The organism is Pseudomonas sp., assembly GCF_030684895.1.
Taxonomy (GTDB): Bacteria; Pseudomonadota; Gammaproteobacteria; order Pseudomonadales; family Pseudomonadaceae; genus Aquipseudomonas.
This window is the reverse complement of the sequence record NZ_JAUXXP010000046.1, coordinates 107,714-122,722: the sequence shown is the minus strand read 5'-3', so window position 1 is coordinate 122,722 and position 15,009 is coordinate 107,714. Positions and strand designations below refer to the sequence as shown.

Genomic DNA, 15,009 nt, shown 5'->3' with positions numbered 1-15,009 from the left:
AAACGGCCGCAAGACGAACTACTCGCTCGTCAGAGCTAACCCGCGCCGCGCAAGACTTCCCGCCGAAAACCCGGATAATGGCGGCCATTCGTTTAGCCCGTATTCTGGTAATCCCGCATGGAAATCAAGGTCAAGTTTCTCGACAACCTCCGACTTGAAGCCAAGTTCGATGACTTCACGGTGGTGGCTGACCAGCCCATCCGCTACAAGGGCGATGGCTCGGCGCCGGGGCCGTTCGATTACTTTCTGGCCTCATCGGCGCTGTGCGCGGCTTACTTTGTGAAGCTGTATTGCGACACGCGCAATATCCCCACCGATAACATCCGCCTGTCGCAGAACAACATTGTTGACCCGGAAAACCGCTACCAGCAGATCTTCAAGATTCAGGTCGAGCTGCCTGCGGATATTTCCGAGAAGGATCGCCTGGGCATTTTGCGCTCCATCGACCGTTGCACGGTAAAGAAGGTGGTGCAGGCCGGGCCGGAGTTCGTGATCGAGCAGGTGGACAACCTCGATGCCGATGCCCAGGCGCTGCTGATACCCGCGCTGACGGCTGGCGAAGGCACGCGCATCCTCGGCAAGGATCTGCCGCTGGAAGAAACCATCGCCAATATGTCGGGGATCATGGCCAAGCTCGGCATGAAGATTGAGATCGCCTCGTGGCGCAATATCGTGCCCAACGTGTGGTCGCTGCATATCCGCGATGCGCATTCGCCGATGTGCTTTACCAACGGCAAGGGCGCGACCAAGGAAGGCGCGCTGGCGTCAGCGCTGGGCGAGTTTATCGAGCGGCTGAACTGCAACTTCTTCTACAACGATCAGTTCTGGGGCGAGGAGATCGCGGGTGCTGCGTTCGTGCATTACCCGGACGAGCGCTGGTTCAAACCGGGCCCTAGGGACGCACTGCCGGCGGAGATTCTCGACGACTACTGCCTGGCGATTTACAACCCGGACGACGAGCTGCGCGGCTCGCACCTGTACGACACCAACTCCGGCAACACCCTGCGCGGCATCTGCTCGCTACCCTTTGTGCGCCAGTCCGATGGTGAGGTGGTGTACTTCCCCTCCAACCTGATCGAAAACCTGTTCCTGAGCAACGGCATGAGCGCGGGTAACACCCTGGCCGAGGCGCAGGTGCAGTGCCTGTCGGAAATTTTCGAGCGCGCGGTAAAGCGCGAAATTCTCGAAGGCGAGCTGTGCCTGCCGGATGTGCCGCAGGAGGTGCTGGCCAAGTACCCGGCCATTCTCGCGGGCATTCAGGGCCTGGAAGCACAGGGCTTTCCGGTGTTGGTGAAAGACGCTTCGCTCGGCGGTGAATTCCCGGTGATGTGCGTAACCCTGATGAACCCGCGCACCGGCGGCGTGTTCGCTTCGTTCGGCGCGCACCCAAGCTTTGAAGTGGCGCTGGAGCGCAGCCTGACTGAGCTGCTGCAAGGCCGCAGCTTCGAGGGTTTGAATGACCTGCCGCCGCCAACCTTTGAAAGCCAGGCGCTGATGGAGCCGAATAACTTCGTCGAGCATTTCATCGACTCTAGTGGCGTGGTGTCGTGGCGCTTCTTCAGCGCCAAGGCCGATTACGAATTCGTCGAGTGGGACTTCTCCAGCGAAGGCGAGCACGCCAACACTGAGGAAGCCGCGACCCTGTTCGGCATTCTTGAGGTCATGGGCAAAGAGGCCTATATGGCGGTGTACGAGCACCTGGGCGCCACGGCCTGTCGCATCCTGGTGCCAGGCTATTCGGAGATTTATCCAGTCGAGGATCTGATCTGGGACAACACCAACAAGGCGCTTCTGTTCCGCGCCGATATCCTCAACCTGCATAGCCTGAATGATCGCGGCCTGAAATCCCTGCTGCGCAATCTGGAAAACAGCGACGTCGACGATTACACCGATATCACCACGCTGATCGGCGTCGAGTTCGACGACAACACGGTGTGGGGCCAGCTGACCATTCTGGAGCTGAAGCTACTGATCAACCTCGCGCTGAAGAAGTACGACGACGCCAAGGAGCTGACCGAGGCCTTCCTGCAGTACAACGACAACACCGTCGAGCGCGGCCTGTTCTATCAGGCACTCAATGCCGCGCTGGAAGTACAGATGGACGATGAGCTGGAGATGGCCGACTTCGAGCCCAACTTCCGCCGCATGTTCGGCAATGATCGGATGGATGCGGTGCTGGGTTCACTGGACGGCAGCGTGCGCTTCCACGGCCTGACGCCAACCAACATGCAGCTCGAAGGCCTCGACCGCCATCTGCGCTTGATTGAGAGCTACAAGAAGCTGCACGCGGCACGGGCCAAAGTGGCCGCTGTTTCGGGTTGATGCAGGATGCATATTTAGCCTTTGTGGGAGCGGGCTTGCCCGCAAAATCTAGGTGACAGGGAAAACATCGCGGGCATGGCCCGCCCCCACGCGTCCGCGAGTACAGCTGCAACATTTAACGGCCGCATAGCTTTGTTTAAATAACGGCCTTCCGGCCACCACAACCACCTACGCTGAACGCCACGCACACCAACCACAACACACGAGGGAACGTATGAACTTTGTACTAGGCAACTTCAAATGGCTGATGCTGGTGTCCGGCGTGCTCACCGCCAGCATGTTCTACGGCCTGTTCGCGCCGCAGGCGGCGCTTGAGTCGATGTTTGGCGTGTCGTTTACCGGCCAGCTGGAATCCCTTGTGATTCGCAGCTGGTCAGCGCTGGTTGGCTTGATGGGCGTGATCCTGATGTATGGCGCGCTGAACGAAAAACACCGTGCCTTCTGCGCCGCCATCGCGGCAACGAGCAAGGCGATTTTCGTCACCCTGGTGCTGGTGTATGGCCAGGCGTTTCTGAGCAAGGCCGCTGCAGCGATCATCATGGATATCCTGGTGATCAGCGCCACGCTGATCTTCCTGCTGGCGTTGCGCATCAAGCGCTAGAGCGCTTAGCGTCATGTAATCCTGAAATGTCGGAGCACTGTAGGGTGGATGACGCTGTTTTCATCCACCACGATTGTGCGGCTGGTGGATGGGTAAAGCGTCATCCACCCTACGCTCTGGCTTATGGCGCTGCGGCCAACACCGCGCAGTTGCGGCCCTGGTGTTTGGCTTTGTAGAGCAGGCGGTCCACGGTTTCGAGAAAGGCCTGGGACTGATCGAGCGGGCCGGGGGTCAGGGTGCCGACGCCGAGGCTTAAGGTCAGCAGTGGGCTGACCTGAGAGTGGGCGTGCTGGATATTCTGCTCGCGAATCAGCTGGCGGCAGCGCTCGGCGACCTGGGCGGCGGCCTGGGCATCGGTTTCCGGCAGCAGCAGAACAAACTCTTCACCGCCATAGCGGGCCATCAGATCACGCGGGCGCACGGCTGCGCCGCTCAAAGCCTGGCCGACGCTTTTTAGGCAATCGTCGCCCTGGATATGGCCGTAGTGGTCGTTGTATTCCTTGAAATAGTCGATATCCAGCAGGATCAGTGACAGTGGCTGACCGGTGCGCTGGGCGTTGCTCCACTCCACCTGCAGGCGGCTGTCGAACATGCGCCGGTTGGCCACACCGGTGAGGCCGTCGAGGTAGGACAGCTCTTCGAGCTGTTGCTGCAATTGCAGCAGCTGCTGCTCGGTCTGCTTGCGCTGGCTGATATCAAACATAAAGCCGATCAGCGACTCGACTTCGCCAGCCTCATTGCGCAGTACGTGCACCACATCGCGAATCCACACGTAGTCGCCATCGCGAGTCAGGGCGCGGTAGTCGGCTTCATGGTCGGTGCCGGCCTGGGACTGTGACACGCAGAAAGCCACCACGCTGTCGCGGTCTTCGGGGTGCATGCGCTCGGCCCAGTCGTTGGCGCTGACCCAGCTGGCCTGCGGCCAACCGAGCAGGGTTTCGATCTGCGGGCCGATATAGGCGAAGGTCATGCTGGCCCAGTCGATCTTCCAGGGGATGGCCTTGGTCGACTCCAGCAGGGTCTTGTACACCGCGCTGTCGGCGCTGTTCGAGTCGGTCATGGCAGGCAATCCGAGCGAGGTATAGCGCAGGTTGTAACCAAGATCGGCAGCCGGCGCAACCGCAGGGCGGATGACTGGCCAGTACTGCCGCAGAATGCACAAGGGCCGCTAATGCGGCCCTTGTGGGTTACGCCGGGGTGCGATCAGGCATGCACCTGGGATGGGTCACGACGGCTGTCCGGGCCGTTCATCAGCGCGGCACCGGTGGTTTCATCCATGGCCTGCTGCAGGGCCTTCTTACGCTTCTCTTCGGCACGGTGGGCGAAGAACCACACCAGGAAGGTGGCAAGTGACACTGCCAGCAGAATCAGACTGGCCACGGCGTTGATTTCCGGCTTCACGCCCAGACGCACGGCAGAGAAGACTTCCATCGGCAGGGTGGTCGAACCCGGCCCGGAGACGAAGCTGGCGAGTACCAGATCGTCCAGCGACAGGGCGAAGGACATCATGCCGCCGGCCGCCAGCGAAGGCGCAATCATCGGGATGGTGATCAGGAAGAACACCTTCCACGGCTTGGCGCCCAGGTCCATGGCCGCTTCTTCGATGGACAGATCCAGCTCACGCAAGCGCGACGACACCACCACGGCCACGTAGGCAGAACAGAAGGTGGTGTGGGCGATCCAGATGGTCAGCACGCCACGCTCGGCAGGCCAGCCGATCAGCTGGGCCATGGCCACGAATAGCAGCAGCAGCGACAGACCGGTGATCACCTCGGGCATCACCAGCGGTGCGGTAACCAGGCCACCGAACAGCGTGCGCCCCTTGAAGCGGGTGACGCGGGTCAGCACGAAGGCGGCCATGGTGCCCAGCGCTACGGCGGCAATCGCGGTGTAGCAGGCGATTTCCAGCGAGCGCATCACCGAGTTCATCAGCTGGGTGTTGTCGAGCAGGCCGACGTACCACTTCAGCGACCAGCCGCCCCACACCGTTACCAGCCGCGAGGCGTTGAACGAGTAGATGACCAGAATCAGCATCGGCAGGTAGATAAAGGTCAGGCCGGCCCACAGCATAAAGTTGGAGAAACTGAAACGCTTCATGGTCGACCCTCCATCTCTTTGGCCCGATTCTGGGTGGAAAGCCGGTTAAACAGAATGATGGAGGCTATGCCAGGGAACTGCTTCATGGCCGACCCTCCATTTCTTTAGCTTGGTTGCGGTTAAACAGAATGATGGGCACGATCAGGATCGCCAGCATCACCACAGCCAGAGCAGAGGCAACCGGCCAGTCGCGGTTGTTGAAGAACTCCTGCCACAGCACCTTGCCGATCATCAGGGTCTCCGGGCCGCCGAGCAGTTCCGGAATCACGAACTCACCGACCACCGGGATAAACACCAGCATGCAACCGGCAATGATGCCGTTCTTGGCCAGCGGCACGGTGATTTTCCAGAAGCTGTTGTAGGTGCTCGACCCCAAGTCCGCGGCCGCTTCCAGCAGGCTCTGGTCGTGTTTTACCAGGTTGGCGAACAGCGGCAGGATCATAAAGGGCAGGTACGAATAGACGATACCGATGTACACCGCCAGGTTGGTGTTGAGGATCTGCAGCGGCTCGTTGATTAGCCCCAGCCACATCAGGAAGGCGTTGAGCAGGCCGTTGTTACTGAGGATGCCCATCCAGGCATACACACGGATCAGGATCGCCGTCCAGGTCGGCATCATGATCAGCAGCAACAGGACCATCTGCTTGTCCTTGTCGGCACGGGCAATGGCGTAGGCCATCGGGAAGCCGATAACCAGGCAGAGCAGGGTGCTGATCGTGGCCATCTTTAGCGAGCCCATATAGGCCGCCAGGTACAGCGCATCCTCACTGAGGAAGATGTAGTTACCCAGGTTGAGCACCAGGGTGAATTTGTTTTCCACCCAGGTGTACACGTCAGTGTACGGCGGGATGGCCACGTCGGCTTCGGCGAAGCTGATCTTCAGCACGATGAAGAACGGCAACATAAAGAACAGGAACAGCCAGAGGAACGGCACCCCGATAACCAGGTGCCGGCCCTTGGGCATACGGCGGCTGATGCTTCGGATAATGTTCATGAGCGCAATGCCACCCCGCTATCGTCCTCCCACCAGACGAACACTTCATCGTCCCAGGTAGGTCGGGCACCACGCCGCTCGGCGTTGGCAACAAAGGACTGCACCACCTTGCCGCTTGGCAGCAGCACGTGGAATACCGAGTGGCCGCCAAGGTAGGCGATGTCGTGCACGGTACCGCGCGACCAGTTGTATTCGCAGCTTGGCTGCTCGGTGGTAACCAGCAGTTTTTCCGGGCGAATGGCGTAGGTGATGCTCTTGTCCTGCACCGAGGTGCTGACGCCGTGGCCGACGTAGATATTGCGTTCCAGATCGGGGCTGGCAATCAGCGCGTGGCCTTCCATGTCCTCGACCACCTGGCCGTCGAACAGGTTGACGTTGCCGATAAATTCGCAGACCAGACGGCTGGTTGGGGTTTCGTAGATGTCCACCGGGCTGCCGATCTGGGCGATCCAGCCCAGGTGCATGATGGCGATGCGCTGGGCCATGGTCATGGCCTCTTCCTGGTCGTGGGTCACCATCACGCAGGTCACGCCGACCCGCTCGATGATCTCGACAAGCTCAAGCTGCATCTGCGAACGCAGCTTCTTGTCCAGAGCACCCATGGGTTCGTCGAGCAGCAGCAGCTTCGGCCGCTTGGCCAGCGAACGAGCCAGGGCCACGCGCTGACGCTGGCCGCCGGAAAGCTGATGCGGCTTGCGCTTGGCGTACTGGGTCATGTGCACCAGCTTGAGCATCTCTTCGACGCGGGCGTCGATTTCGGCTTTCGACAGTTTGTCCTGCTTGAGGCCGAAGGCGATGTTGTCCGCCACGCTCATGTGCGGGAACAGCGCGTAGGACTGGAACATCATGTTGATCGGCCGCTCGTACGGCGGCAGGTCGGTAATGTCTTCACCGTCGAGCAGAATGCGCCCTTCGGTCGGACGCTCGAAGCCGGCGAGCATGCGCAGCAGGGTCGATTTACCCGAGCCGGAGCCGCCGAGCAGGGCGAAGATTTCACCCTTATTGATCGTCAGCGACACGTCATCAACGGCGATGGTTTCATCAAATTTCTTGGTCACACGCTCGATCTTGACCAGCACCTCTTTCGGTTGCTGATCACCCTCGAGAACCTTTTTATAGGCACTGGAAGCAACTGCCATTACCAAAACTCCCGCAAGAATTGGGTCACTGACCCGAATAAAATCTGCCGCGCATGGCGCAGCGGGCCGTACGGTCAGGCCAGGCCTGCCGTACGCTGTGTTTCAGCTTCCGCTTAACGGCCTGACTTGATCTTCGACCAGGCGCGCGTCATGCCGCGCTGGATCGTTGGTGGCAGCTCAGCAGAGATGTAGAGTTTGTCCAACACGGCCTGCGATGGATAAATCGCCGGATCGTTACGCACGTCCTGGTTCATCAGCTCGCCCGCCTTGAGGTTGGGGTTGGCGTAGCCGACGTAGTCGCTGACCTTGGCGATCACCGCTGGGTCGAGCAGGTAGTTGATAAAGGCGTGCGCTTGCTTGACGTTCTTCGCATCGGCCGGAATGGCCATCAGGTCGAACCACAGGTTGGCGCCTTCCTCGGGAATACTGTAGGCAATCTCGATGCCCTTGCCCGCTTCCTCGGCACGCGCAGCCGCCTGGAAGACGTCGCCGGAATAGCCGAACGCCACACAGATGTCGCCGTTGGCCAGGTCGCCGATGTACTTCGAGGAATGGAAGTAGGTGACGTAAGGACGCACGGCCATCAGCTTGGCCTCGGCCTTCTTGTAGTCCTCTGGATTGGTGCTGCGCGGATCGAGGCCCAGGTAGTTGAGTACGGCAGGAAACATCTCATCGGGAGAATCCATAAAGGCGACGCCGCAGGCGTTGAGCTTCTTCAGGTTCTCTGGCTCGAAGAGCGTGGCCCAGGAGTCGATCTCGTCGACCCCGAGTACTTCCTTGATCTTGGCCACGTTGTAGCCAATGCCATTGGTGCCCCACAGGTACGGCACCGAATACAGGTTACCGGGGTCATTGACGTCCAGCTGCTTAAGCAACGCCGGGTCAAGGTTTTCCCAGTTCGGCAGCAGGCTGCGGTCGAGCTTCTGGAACGCGCCCGCCTTGATCTGCTTGCCGAGGAAATGGTTGGACGGCACCACGATGTCGTAGCCGGAACGGCCCGCCAGCAGTTTGCCTTCCAGGGTTTCGTTGGAATCGAACACGTCGTACATGGCTTTGATGCCAGTAGCCTTCTGGAAATCGGCCAGGGTGGTTTCGCCGATATAGTCAGACCAGTTATAGACATTGACCACAGGCTCAGCGGCTTGAACGGCGCTGATACTGACGGCGGCGGCCAACAGGCCGGCCAGAAGTGGGGTACGACGCATAGGAGCTTCCTTATTGTTGTGGGTGCATGCGGCGGAGCAACCCGCCGCACACCGTTAGGGCTATGGCCTTTTGCCGTTATGGCATCAGCGACCCGATTTGATCTTGGTCCAGCTGCGGTTCATTGCGCGCTGCGCGTTCGCTGGCAGATCCGGGAAGGTGTAGATCTTGGCCATGGTGGCCGCGTCCGGGTAGATGCCCGGATCGGTGCGCAGCGCCTCGTCAACCAGCGGGGTGGCCGCGGCGTTACCGTTGGGGAACTGCACGAAGTTGGTGATGCTGGCCATGACCTCTGGCTTGAGCAGGTAGTTGAGGAACACGTGAGCGGCTTCGACGTTTTTCGCGTCAGCCGGAATGGCCATCATGTCGAAGAAACTGCCAGCACCTTCTTTGGGGATGCTGTAGGAGATGTTCACGCCGTTCTTGGCTTCTTCAGCACGGGACTTGGACTGGTACAGGTCACCCGAGTAGCCGATGGCCACACAGATATTGCCGTTGGCCAGGTCGCCGATGTACTTGGAGCTGTGGAAGTAGGACGTCGAGGAGCGGATCGAGAGGAACAGCTCTTCGGCTTTCTTCAGCTCGCCAGCATCGGTGCTGTCCGGTTTGAAGCCCAGGTAGTTGAGCGCCGCCGGGATGATTTCGGTCGGCGAATCAAGGAAGGACACGCCGCAGTCTTTCAGCTTGGCAATGTTTTCCGGTTTGAACACCAGGTCCCAGGAATTGACCGGAGCGTCTTCGCCCAGTGCCGCCTTGACCTTGTCGACGTTGTAACCGATGCCGATGGTGCCCCACATGTAAGGGATCGAATACAGATTGCCTGGGTCGCTCGGGTCGAGTGCCTTGAGCAGGCCCTTGTCGAGGTTTTCCCAGTTCGACAGCTTGGACTTATCCAGCTTCTGGAACACACCGGCCTTGATCTGCTTGGCCAGGAACGGGTTGGACGGCACCACGATGTCATAACCGGAGCTGCCGGCCAGCAGTTTGGCTTCCAGGGTTTCGTTGCTGTCAAAGACGTCGTAGACGACCTTGATGCCGGTTTCCTTCTGGAAGTTGTCGAGGGTGTCTTCTGCGATGTAGTCGGACCAGTTGTAAACGTGCAGGACCTTGTTATCCGCGTGCGCGGCACTTACCACAGCCCCAGCAAGGGACAACGCGAGAAGGGTTTTGCCGAATGTGTTCATGCGTACAGCTCCTGTTGTTGTAGTCGTTTCCGGAAGATGCGCAGCCATCTGCAGCACCTTCCGGCGAGCCTGACCTACGCACTGGCGCAGTCTGGCAAGGTCACCCCCGGTTGACAACTTTCAGACGTAAGCATCTGAAACCAAAGATTATTAAACCTTAAACCAGCACCTCCGCAGCGGTCAGGTCGAGGCATTTACGGGCCTTTTCCAGCAGTTCGTCGATCTCAGCAAAGCTGATTACCAGCGGCGGCGAAATGATCATGGTGTCGCCCACCGCGCGCATGATCAGACCGTTAGTAAAGCAGTGCTTGCGGCATACCATGCCAACGCTGACATCGGCGGCGAAACGCGTACGGCTGGCTTTGTCCTGCACCAGCTCAATGGCGCCCAGCATGCCAACGCCGCGCACTTCACCGACCAGCGGGTGGTCGGCCAGCTCACGTAGACGCTTTTGCAAATACGGTGCCGTTTCTGCCTTGACTCGCTCAACAATCTTCTCTTCACGCAGGATGCGCAGGTTTTCCAGGGCCACCGCAGCGGCCACCGGGTGCCCGGAATAGGTAAAGCCGTGGTTGAAGTCGCCACCCTGGTTGAGCACCTCGACAATATCGTCGCGCACGATCAGCCCGCCCATGGGGATGTAGCCGCTGGTCAGGCCCTTGGCGATGGTCATCATGTGCGGCGTATTACCGAAATAGTCGCTGCCGAACCATTCGCCGGTACGGCCGAAACCGCAGATCACTTCATCGGCAACAAACAGAATGTCGTACTTGGCGAGGATTTCGCGGATGCGCGGCCAGTAGCTGTCCGGTGGGATGATCACCCCGCCCGCCCCCTGGATCGGCTCGGCAATAAAGGCGGCGACATTCTCTTCGCCGACTTCGAGGATCTTCTGCTCCAGCTGGTCGGCGGCCCAGATACCGAACGCTTCGGGGCTCATGTCGCCGCCCTCACCGAACCAGTAAGGCTGCGGGATATGCACAATGCCCGGAATCGGCAGGTCGCCCTGCTCGTGCATGTACTTCATGCCGCCCAGGCTGGCACCGGCCACGGTGGAGCCGTGGTAGCCGTTAACCCGGCTGATGATCACCTTCTTGTTCGGCTGGCCCTTGATCGCCCAGTAATGGCGCACCATGCGCAGCATGGTGTCGTTACCTTCCGAACCCGAACCGGTGAAGAACACATGGTTCATGCCCGCCGGGGCCAGCTCGGAAATCGCCTTGGCCAGTTCCAGCGCGGGCGGCGTGGCGGTCTGGAAGAACATGTTGTAGTAGGGCAGCTCCTGCATCTGTTTCGCGGCGGCGTCTGCCAGTTCCTTGCGACCATAACCAATCGCCACACACCAGAGCCCGGCCATGGCATCGAGGATCTTGTTGCCCTCGCTGTCCCACAGGTACACGCCGTCGGCCTTGGTGATGATGCGCGGCCCATTTTCCGCCAGCTGTTTGAAATCGCTGAACGGCGCGAGATGGTGATCGCGGCTCATGGCCTGCCACTCGCGGGTTTTCGGGTTGGTCACTTGACTGTTCATAACAACACCTTGTTTACACAGGCTGCGGGTTACAGCAGCCCGATAAAAATTCTTAGCGGCTGGCGCAGGAATACCCGCACCAGCCACCGGACTGTTACACCGACAAAAGCAGGAACTCACGCTCCCAGGAACTGATGACCCGCTTGTAGTTCTCGTGCTCGGCGCGTTTTACCGCGACATAGCCACGCATAAACTTGTCACCCAGGTACTTCTCCGCATCCTTACAGGCTTCCATGCGCTCCAGCGCGTGCTCGATGGTGATCGGCAGGCGCAGGTTGCGCCGCTCATAACCACGGCCCTTGACCGGGACGCTCGGCTGCAAGCCGTCGACCATGCCCATATAGCCGCACAACAGGGAGGCGGCGAGCACCAGATACGGGTTGGCGTCGGCACCGGCCAGGCGGTTTTCCACGCGGCGGTTCTGCGGCGTGGCTTCCGGTACACGCAGGCCCACGGTGCGGTTTTCTTCGCCCCACTCGACGTTTACCGGCGCCGAGGTGTCCGGCAGGAAGCGGCGGAACGAGTTGACGTTCGGTGCGAACAGCGGCAGCAGCTCAGGGATGTACTTCTGCAGGCCACCGATATGGTGCATGAAGAGTTCGCTCATGCTGCCGTCGGCATTGGAGAACAGGTTCTGTCCGGTCTTGATGTCCACCACGCTCTGGTGAATGTGCATCGCGCTGCCCGGCTGATCGGTGATCGGCTTGGCCATAAAGGTGGCGGCCACGTCGTGCTTGAGCGCCGCTTCACGCATGGTGCGCTTGAACACGGTGATCTGGTCGGCCAGGTGCAGGGCCTCGCCATGCCGGAAATTGATTTCCATCTGCGCCGGGCCGTCTTCGTGGATCAGCGTATCGAGGTCCAGGCCCTGGATTTCGCACCAGTCGTAGACGTCTTCAAACAGCGGATCGAATTCGTTGGCAGCATCGATGGAGAACGACTGACGGCCCACTTCCGGACGCCCGGAACGGCCCATCGGCGCGACCAGGGGGAAGTCCGGGTCGCTGTTGCGTTTGGTCAGGTAGAACTCCATTTCCGGCGCGACGATTGGTTTCCAGCCCTTGTCAGCGTAGAGCTTGAGCACATTCTTGAGGATGTTGCGCGGCGACAGCTCGATCGGGTTGCCCTGCTTGTCGAAGGTGTCGTGAATCACCATCGCAGTCGGCTCGATGGCCCAAGGCACGAGGAACACGGCGTTCTCGTCCGGGCGGCAGAACATGTCGATGTCCGCCTCGTCGAGCAGGTCGTAATAGATGTCGTCCTCGACGTAGTCGCCGGTCACGGTTTGCAGCAGCACACTCTCGGGGAGGCGCATGCCCTTCTCGTCGAGGAACTTGTTGGTCGGCGAAATCTTGCCACGGGCAATGCCGGTAAGATCGCTGATCAGGCATTCAACTTCGGTGATTTTGCGTTCTTTCAGCCAGCTCGAAAGCTGGTCTAATTTGGTGCTCATAGAGACCTCAGGGTTGGTTAGAGCCGACCTATATATAGTCAGCTCAGCGTTGCCCCGCCGTCTTCCTGCAAGCCTCACCAAAGGCCTGGAAGATGGCGAGATAATTCGGGTTGGATCGTACCTGCCATTCAGGGTGCCATTGCACCCCCAAGGCGAAGCTTTTGGCACCTTCGACGGAGAAGGCTTCGATCAACCCGTCAGGCGCCAGTGCTTCTACGTGAAGGCCCGGCGCCAGACGCTGAACGCCCTGGCCATGAATGGAATTGACTTGAATCTCGCCCGGCAAGCCGATGCCGGCGAGCAGCCCGCCCGGCTGCACATGCAGCGCGTGACGCAGGCCATATTGCTGTTCTGCAGGCAGATCACCGGGTTCGCGGTGATCCATCAGCCCATCAACCTCGTGCACACGCTGGTGCAACGCACCACCGAAGGCCACGTTCATCTCCTGAAAGCCGCGACAAATGCCGAGCACCGGGATACCGGCGGCAATTGCTGCTTTAATCAAGGGAAGGGTTGTACTGTCACGCGCCGGGTCATGGGCGGTGCCGGGTTCGCTGGCGTCACCCGCATAGTGGTGCGGTTCAACGTTGGATGGCGAGCCGGTAAACACCAGGCCATCGAGGTGCTGCAACAGGTAAGCCTGATCAAGCTGCTCACCCAGCGCGGGAATGATCACGGGCATACCGCCAACCACCTGAACGATGGCCTGCAAGTATTTATCGCCTGCGGTGTGGTAGATGTTGTGCCCGATCTGCTTGGTGCAGGCACTAACGCCGATAATCGGCTGGCGCGACATGAGACACCCGTTTTATTGCTGTTATGGGTTTCGACCGAGCTTAGCCTTGTTCATTTTTTTTCACAATAGTCATGTAAAAAATTGAACACACCCGACTGAGCACCCCGGCAGACAAGGCTTCCAGCAGGGCTGCAGTGCCCTGTAATGCCCTAAAACTGGCCATCAAGCCCCCTTTTGGGGCAAAATGCGCCTCTCTTGACAGCATCTGGTGTTTAAGATTGACTCACACCCGTGCAGTTGCATGATTGATATTTTTAACAAAAAAGGTGTTGCATCATGTCGGTACCCCCGCGTGCCGTTCAGCTTAATGAAGCGAACGCGTTCCTTAAGAAACATCCTGAGGTCCTGTTCGTCGACCTTCTGATCGCAGATATGAATGGTGTGGTGCGCGGCAAGCGTATCGAGCGTGCGAGCCTGCATAAGGTTTACGAACGCGGCATTAATCTCCCGGCTTCTCTATTCGCCCTGGACATCAACGGCTCGACGGTGGAAAGCACCGGCCTGGGTCTGGATATCGGCGACGCCGACCGTGTCTGCTTTCCCATCCCCAACACCCTGTGCAATGAGCCATGGCAGAAGCGCCCAACCGCGCAACTGCTGATGACCATGCATGAAATGGAAGGCGAGCCGTTCTTTGCCGACCCACGGGAAGTGTTGCGCCAGGTGGTTGCGAAGTTCGACGAACTGGGCCTTACCATTTGCGCAGCCTTTGAAATCGAGTTCTACCTGATCGACCAGGCCAACGTGAACGGTCGCCCACAGCCGCCGCTGTCGCCACTGTCGGGCAAGCGCCCGCAGTCGACCCAGGTGTACCTGATCGATGACCTCGACGAATATGCCGAATGCCTGCAGGACATCCTCGAAGGCGCCAAGGAGCAGGGCATCCCTGCTGACGCCATCGTCAAGGAAAGCGCCCCGGCGCAGTTCGAGGTCAACCTGCACCACGTCGCCGACCCGATCAAGGCCTGCGACCACGCGCTGCTGCTCAAGCGCCTGATCAAGAACATCGCCTACGACCATGAGATGGACACCACCTTCATGGCCAAGCCCTACCCCAATCAGGCGGGTAACGGGCTGCACGTGCATATCTCGATTCTCGACAAGCAGGGCAACAACATCTTTGCCTGCGACGACCCGGTACAGAACGACGCCCTGCGCCACGCCATTGGCGGCGTGCTGGAAACCATGCCAGCCTCGATGGCCTTCCTCTGCCCGAACGTCAACTCCTACCGTCGTTTCGGCGCACAGTACTATGTGCCGAACTCGCCGTGCTGGGGCATCGATAACCGCACCGTAGCGCTGCGCGTACCCAATGACACGGCCGACGCCGTGCGCATCGAGCACCGCGTGGCCGGCGCCGACGCCAACCCTTACCTGCTGATGTCAGCCGTGCTGGCAGGCATACACCATGGCCTGACCAACAAGATCGAGCCAAACGCACCGGTAGAAGGCAACTCCTACGAGCAGAACGAACAAAGCCTGCCGAACAACCTGCGCGATGCCCTGCGCGAGCTGGACGACAGTGAAGTGCTGGCGCGTTATATCGACCCGAAATACATCGATATCTTTGTCGCCTGCAAGGAAAGCGAGCTGGCCGAGTTTGAAAACTCGATCTCCGACCTCGAATACAACTGGTACTTGCACACGGTTTGATGCAACACCCAAACGCCGGCCTTTGAGCCGGCGTTT

Annotated in this window: 12 protein-coding genes; 3 read left to right on the top strand and 9 right to left on the bottom strand. The window is 59.7% G+C overall.

All coding sequences use genetic code 11. The features are described 5' to 3' along the window. Positions 1 to 117: 117 nt before the first annotated feature. Positions 118 to 2,322 carry an OsmC domain/YcaO domain-containing protein gene (locus tag Q8M42_RS09760; protein ID WP_304863556.1) on the top strand — a complete coding sequence of 735 codons (2,205 nt, stop codon included), beginning with the start codon at positions 118 to 120 and terminating at the stop codon, positions 2,320 to 2,322. 214 nt (positions 2,323 to 2,536) lie between these two features. Then, complete coding sequence (locus Q8M42_RS09755) at positions 2,537 to 2,923, top strand: hypothetical protein (RefSeq protein WP_304863558.1); 387 nt, start codon at positions 2,537 to 2,539, stop codon at positions 2,921 to 2,923. Positions 2,924 to 3,044: 121 nt separating this feature from the next. Here Q8M42_RS09755 and Q8M42_RS09750 read toward each other — a convergent pair whose 3' ends face one another. The 9 genes from Q8M42_RS09750 to Q8M42_RS09710 form a co-directional block, all read right to left on the bottom strand. Beyond that, positions 3,045 to 3,983: a sensor domain-containing diguanylate cyclase gene (locus tag Q8M42_RS09750; protein WP_304863559.1), complete on the bottom strand. Its 939-nt coding sequence runs from the start codon at positions 3,981 to 3,983 to the stop codon at positions 3,045 to 3,047. Between the two features lie 143 nt (positions 3,984 to 4,126). Next, positions 4,127 to 5,020, bottom strand: coding sequence for an ABC transporter permease subunit (locus Q8M42_RS09745; RefSeq protein ID WP_304863561.1), 894 nt, complete (start codon positions 5,018 to 5,020; stop codon positions 4,127 to 4,129). Positions 5,021 to 5,102: 82 nt separating this feature from the next. Further along, on the bottom strand, positions 5,103 to 5,984 hold the full coding sequence (locus tag Q8M42_RS09740) for an ABC transporter permease subunit (RefSeq protein WP_304863745.1): 882 nt from the start codon (positions 5,982 to 5,984) through the stop codon (positions 5,103 to 5,105). 26 nt (positions 5,985 to 6,010) lie between these two features. Continuing rightward, positions 6,011 to 7,153: a polyamine ABC transporter ATP-binding protein gene (gene potA / locus Q8M42_RS09735; protein ID WP_304863562.1), complete on the bottom strand. Its 1,143-nt coding sequence runs from the start codon at positions 7,151 to 7,153 to the stop codon at positions 6,011 to 6,013. 113 nt (positions 7,154 to 7,266) lie between these two features. Beyond that, entirely contained in the window at positions 7,267 to 8,358 is a 1,092-nt protein-coding gene (locus Q8M42_RS09730) for a polyamine ABC transporter substrate-binding protein (RefSeq protein WP_304863564.1), read from the bottom strand. Between the two features lie 84 nt (positions 8,359 to 8,442). Next, positions 8,443 to 9,540, bottom strand: a complete 1,098-nt coding sequence (locus tag Q8M42_RS09725; protein WP_304863567.1) for an extracellular solute-binding protein — start codon at positions 9,538 to 9,540, stop codon at positions 8,443 to 8,445. Between the two features lie 157 nt (positions 9,541 to 9,697). Beyond that, complete coding sequence (locus Q8M42_RS09720) at positions 9,698 to 11,071, bottom strand: aspartate aminotransferase family protein (protein ID WP_304863569.1); 1,374 nt, start codon at positions 11,069 to 11,071, stop codon at positions 9,698 to 9,700. A 94-nt stretch (positions 11,072 to 11,165) separates the two neighbouring features. Next, positions 11,166 to 12,524, bottom strand: coding sequence for a glutamine synthetase family protein (locus tag Q8M42_RS09715; protein ID WP_304863571.1), 1,359 nt, complete (start codon positions 12,522 to 12,524; stop codon positions 11,166 to 11,168). Between the two features lie 43 nt (positions 12,525 to 12,567). Continuing rightward, positions 12,568 to 13,320 (bottom strand): gamma-glutamyl-gamma-aminobutyrate hydrolase family protein, encoded by a 753-nt coding sequence (locus tag Q8M42_RS09710; RefSeq protein ID WP_304863572.1) that lies wholly within the window; start codon positions 13,318 to 13,320, stop codon positions 12,568 to 12,570. Between the two features lie 276 nt (positions 13,321 to 13,596). Between Q8M42_RS09710 and Q8M42_RS09705 the strand changes: the two genes are divergently transcribed. After that, positions 13,597 to 14,973: a glutamine synthetase family protein gene (locus Q8M42_RS09705; protein ID WP_304863575.1), complete on the top strand. Its 1,377-nt coding sequence runs from the start codon at positions 13,597 to 13,599 to the stop codon at positions 14,971 to 14,973. Positions 14,974 to 15,009 lie beyond the last annotated feature (36 nt).

Bases quoted from the DNA above. Each gene is read 5' to 3' on its own strand.
- Q8M42_RS09760 (WP_304863556.1), top strand. From the start codon at position 118: ATGGAAATCAAGGTCAAGTTTCTCGACAACCTCCGACTTGAAGCCAAG.
- Q8M42_RS09755 (WP_304863558.1), top strand. From the start codon at position 2,537: ATGAACTTTGTACTAGGCAACTTCAAATGGCTGATGCTGGTGTCCGGC.
- Q8M42_RS09750 (WP_304863559.1), bottom strand. From the start codon at position 3,983: ATGACCGACTCGAACAGCGCCGACAGCGCGGTGTACAAGACCCTGCTG.
- Q8M42_RS09745 (WP_304863561.1), bottom strand. From the start codon at position 5,020: ATGAAGCGTTTCAGTTTCTCCAACTTTATGCTGTGGGCCGGCCTGACC.
- Q8M42_RS09740 (WP_304863745.1), bottom strand. From the start codon at position 5,984: ATGCCCAAGGGCCGGCACCTGGTTATCGGGGTGCCGTTCCTCTGGCTG.
- potA (WP_304863562.1), bottom strand. From the start codon at position 7,153: ATGGCAGTTGCTTCCAGTGCCTATAAAAAGGTTCTCGAGGGTGATCAG.
- Q8M42_RS09730 (WP_304863564.1), bottom strand. From the start codon at position 8,358: ATGCGTCGTACCCCACTTCTGGCCGGCCTGTTGGCCGCCGCCGTCAGT.
- Q8M42_RS09725 (WP_304863567.1), bottom strand. From the start codon at position 9,540: ATGAACACATTCGGCAAAACCCTTCTCGCGTTGTCCCTTGCTGGGGCT.
- Q8M42_RS09720 (WP_304863569.1), bottom strand. From the start codon at position 11,071: ATGAACAGTCAAGTGACCAACCCGAAAACCCGCGAGTGGCAGGCCATG.
- Q8M42_RS09715 (WP_304863571.1), bottom strand. From the start codon at position 12,524: ATGAGCACCAAATTAGACCAGCTTTCGAGCTGGCTGAAAGAACGCAAA.
- Q8M42_RS09710 (WP_304863572.1), bottom strand. From the start codon at position 13,320: ATGTCGCGCCAGCCGATTATCGGCGTTAGTGCCTGCACCAAGCAGATC.
- Q8M42_RS09705 (WP_304863575.1), top strand. From the start codon at position 13,597: ATGTCGGTACCCCCGCGTGCCGTTCAGCTTAATGAAGCGAACGCGTTC.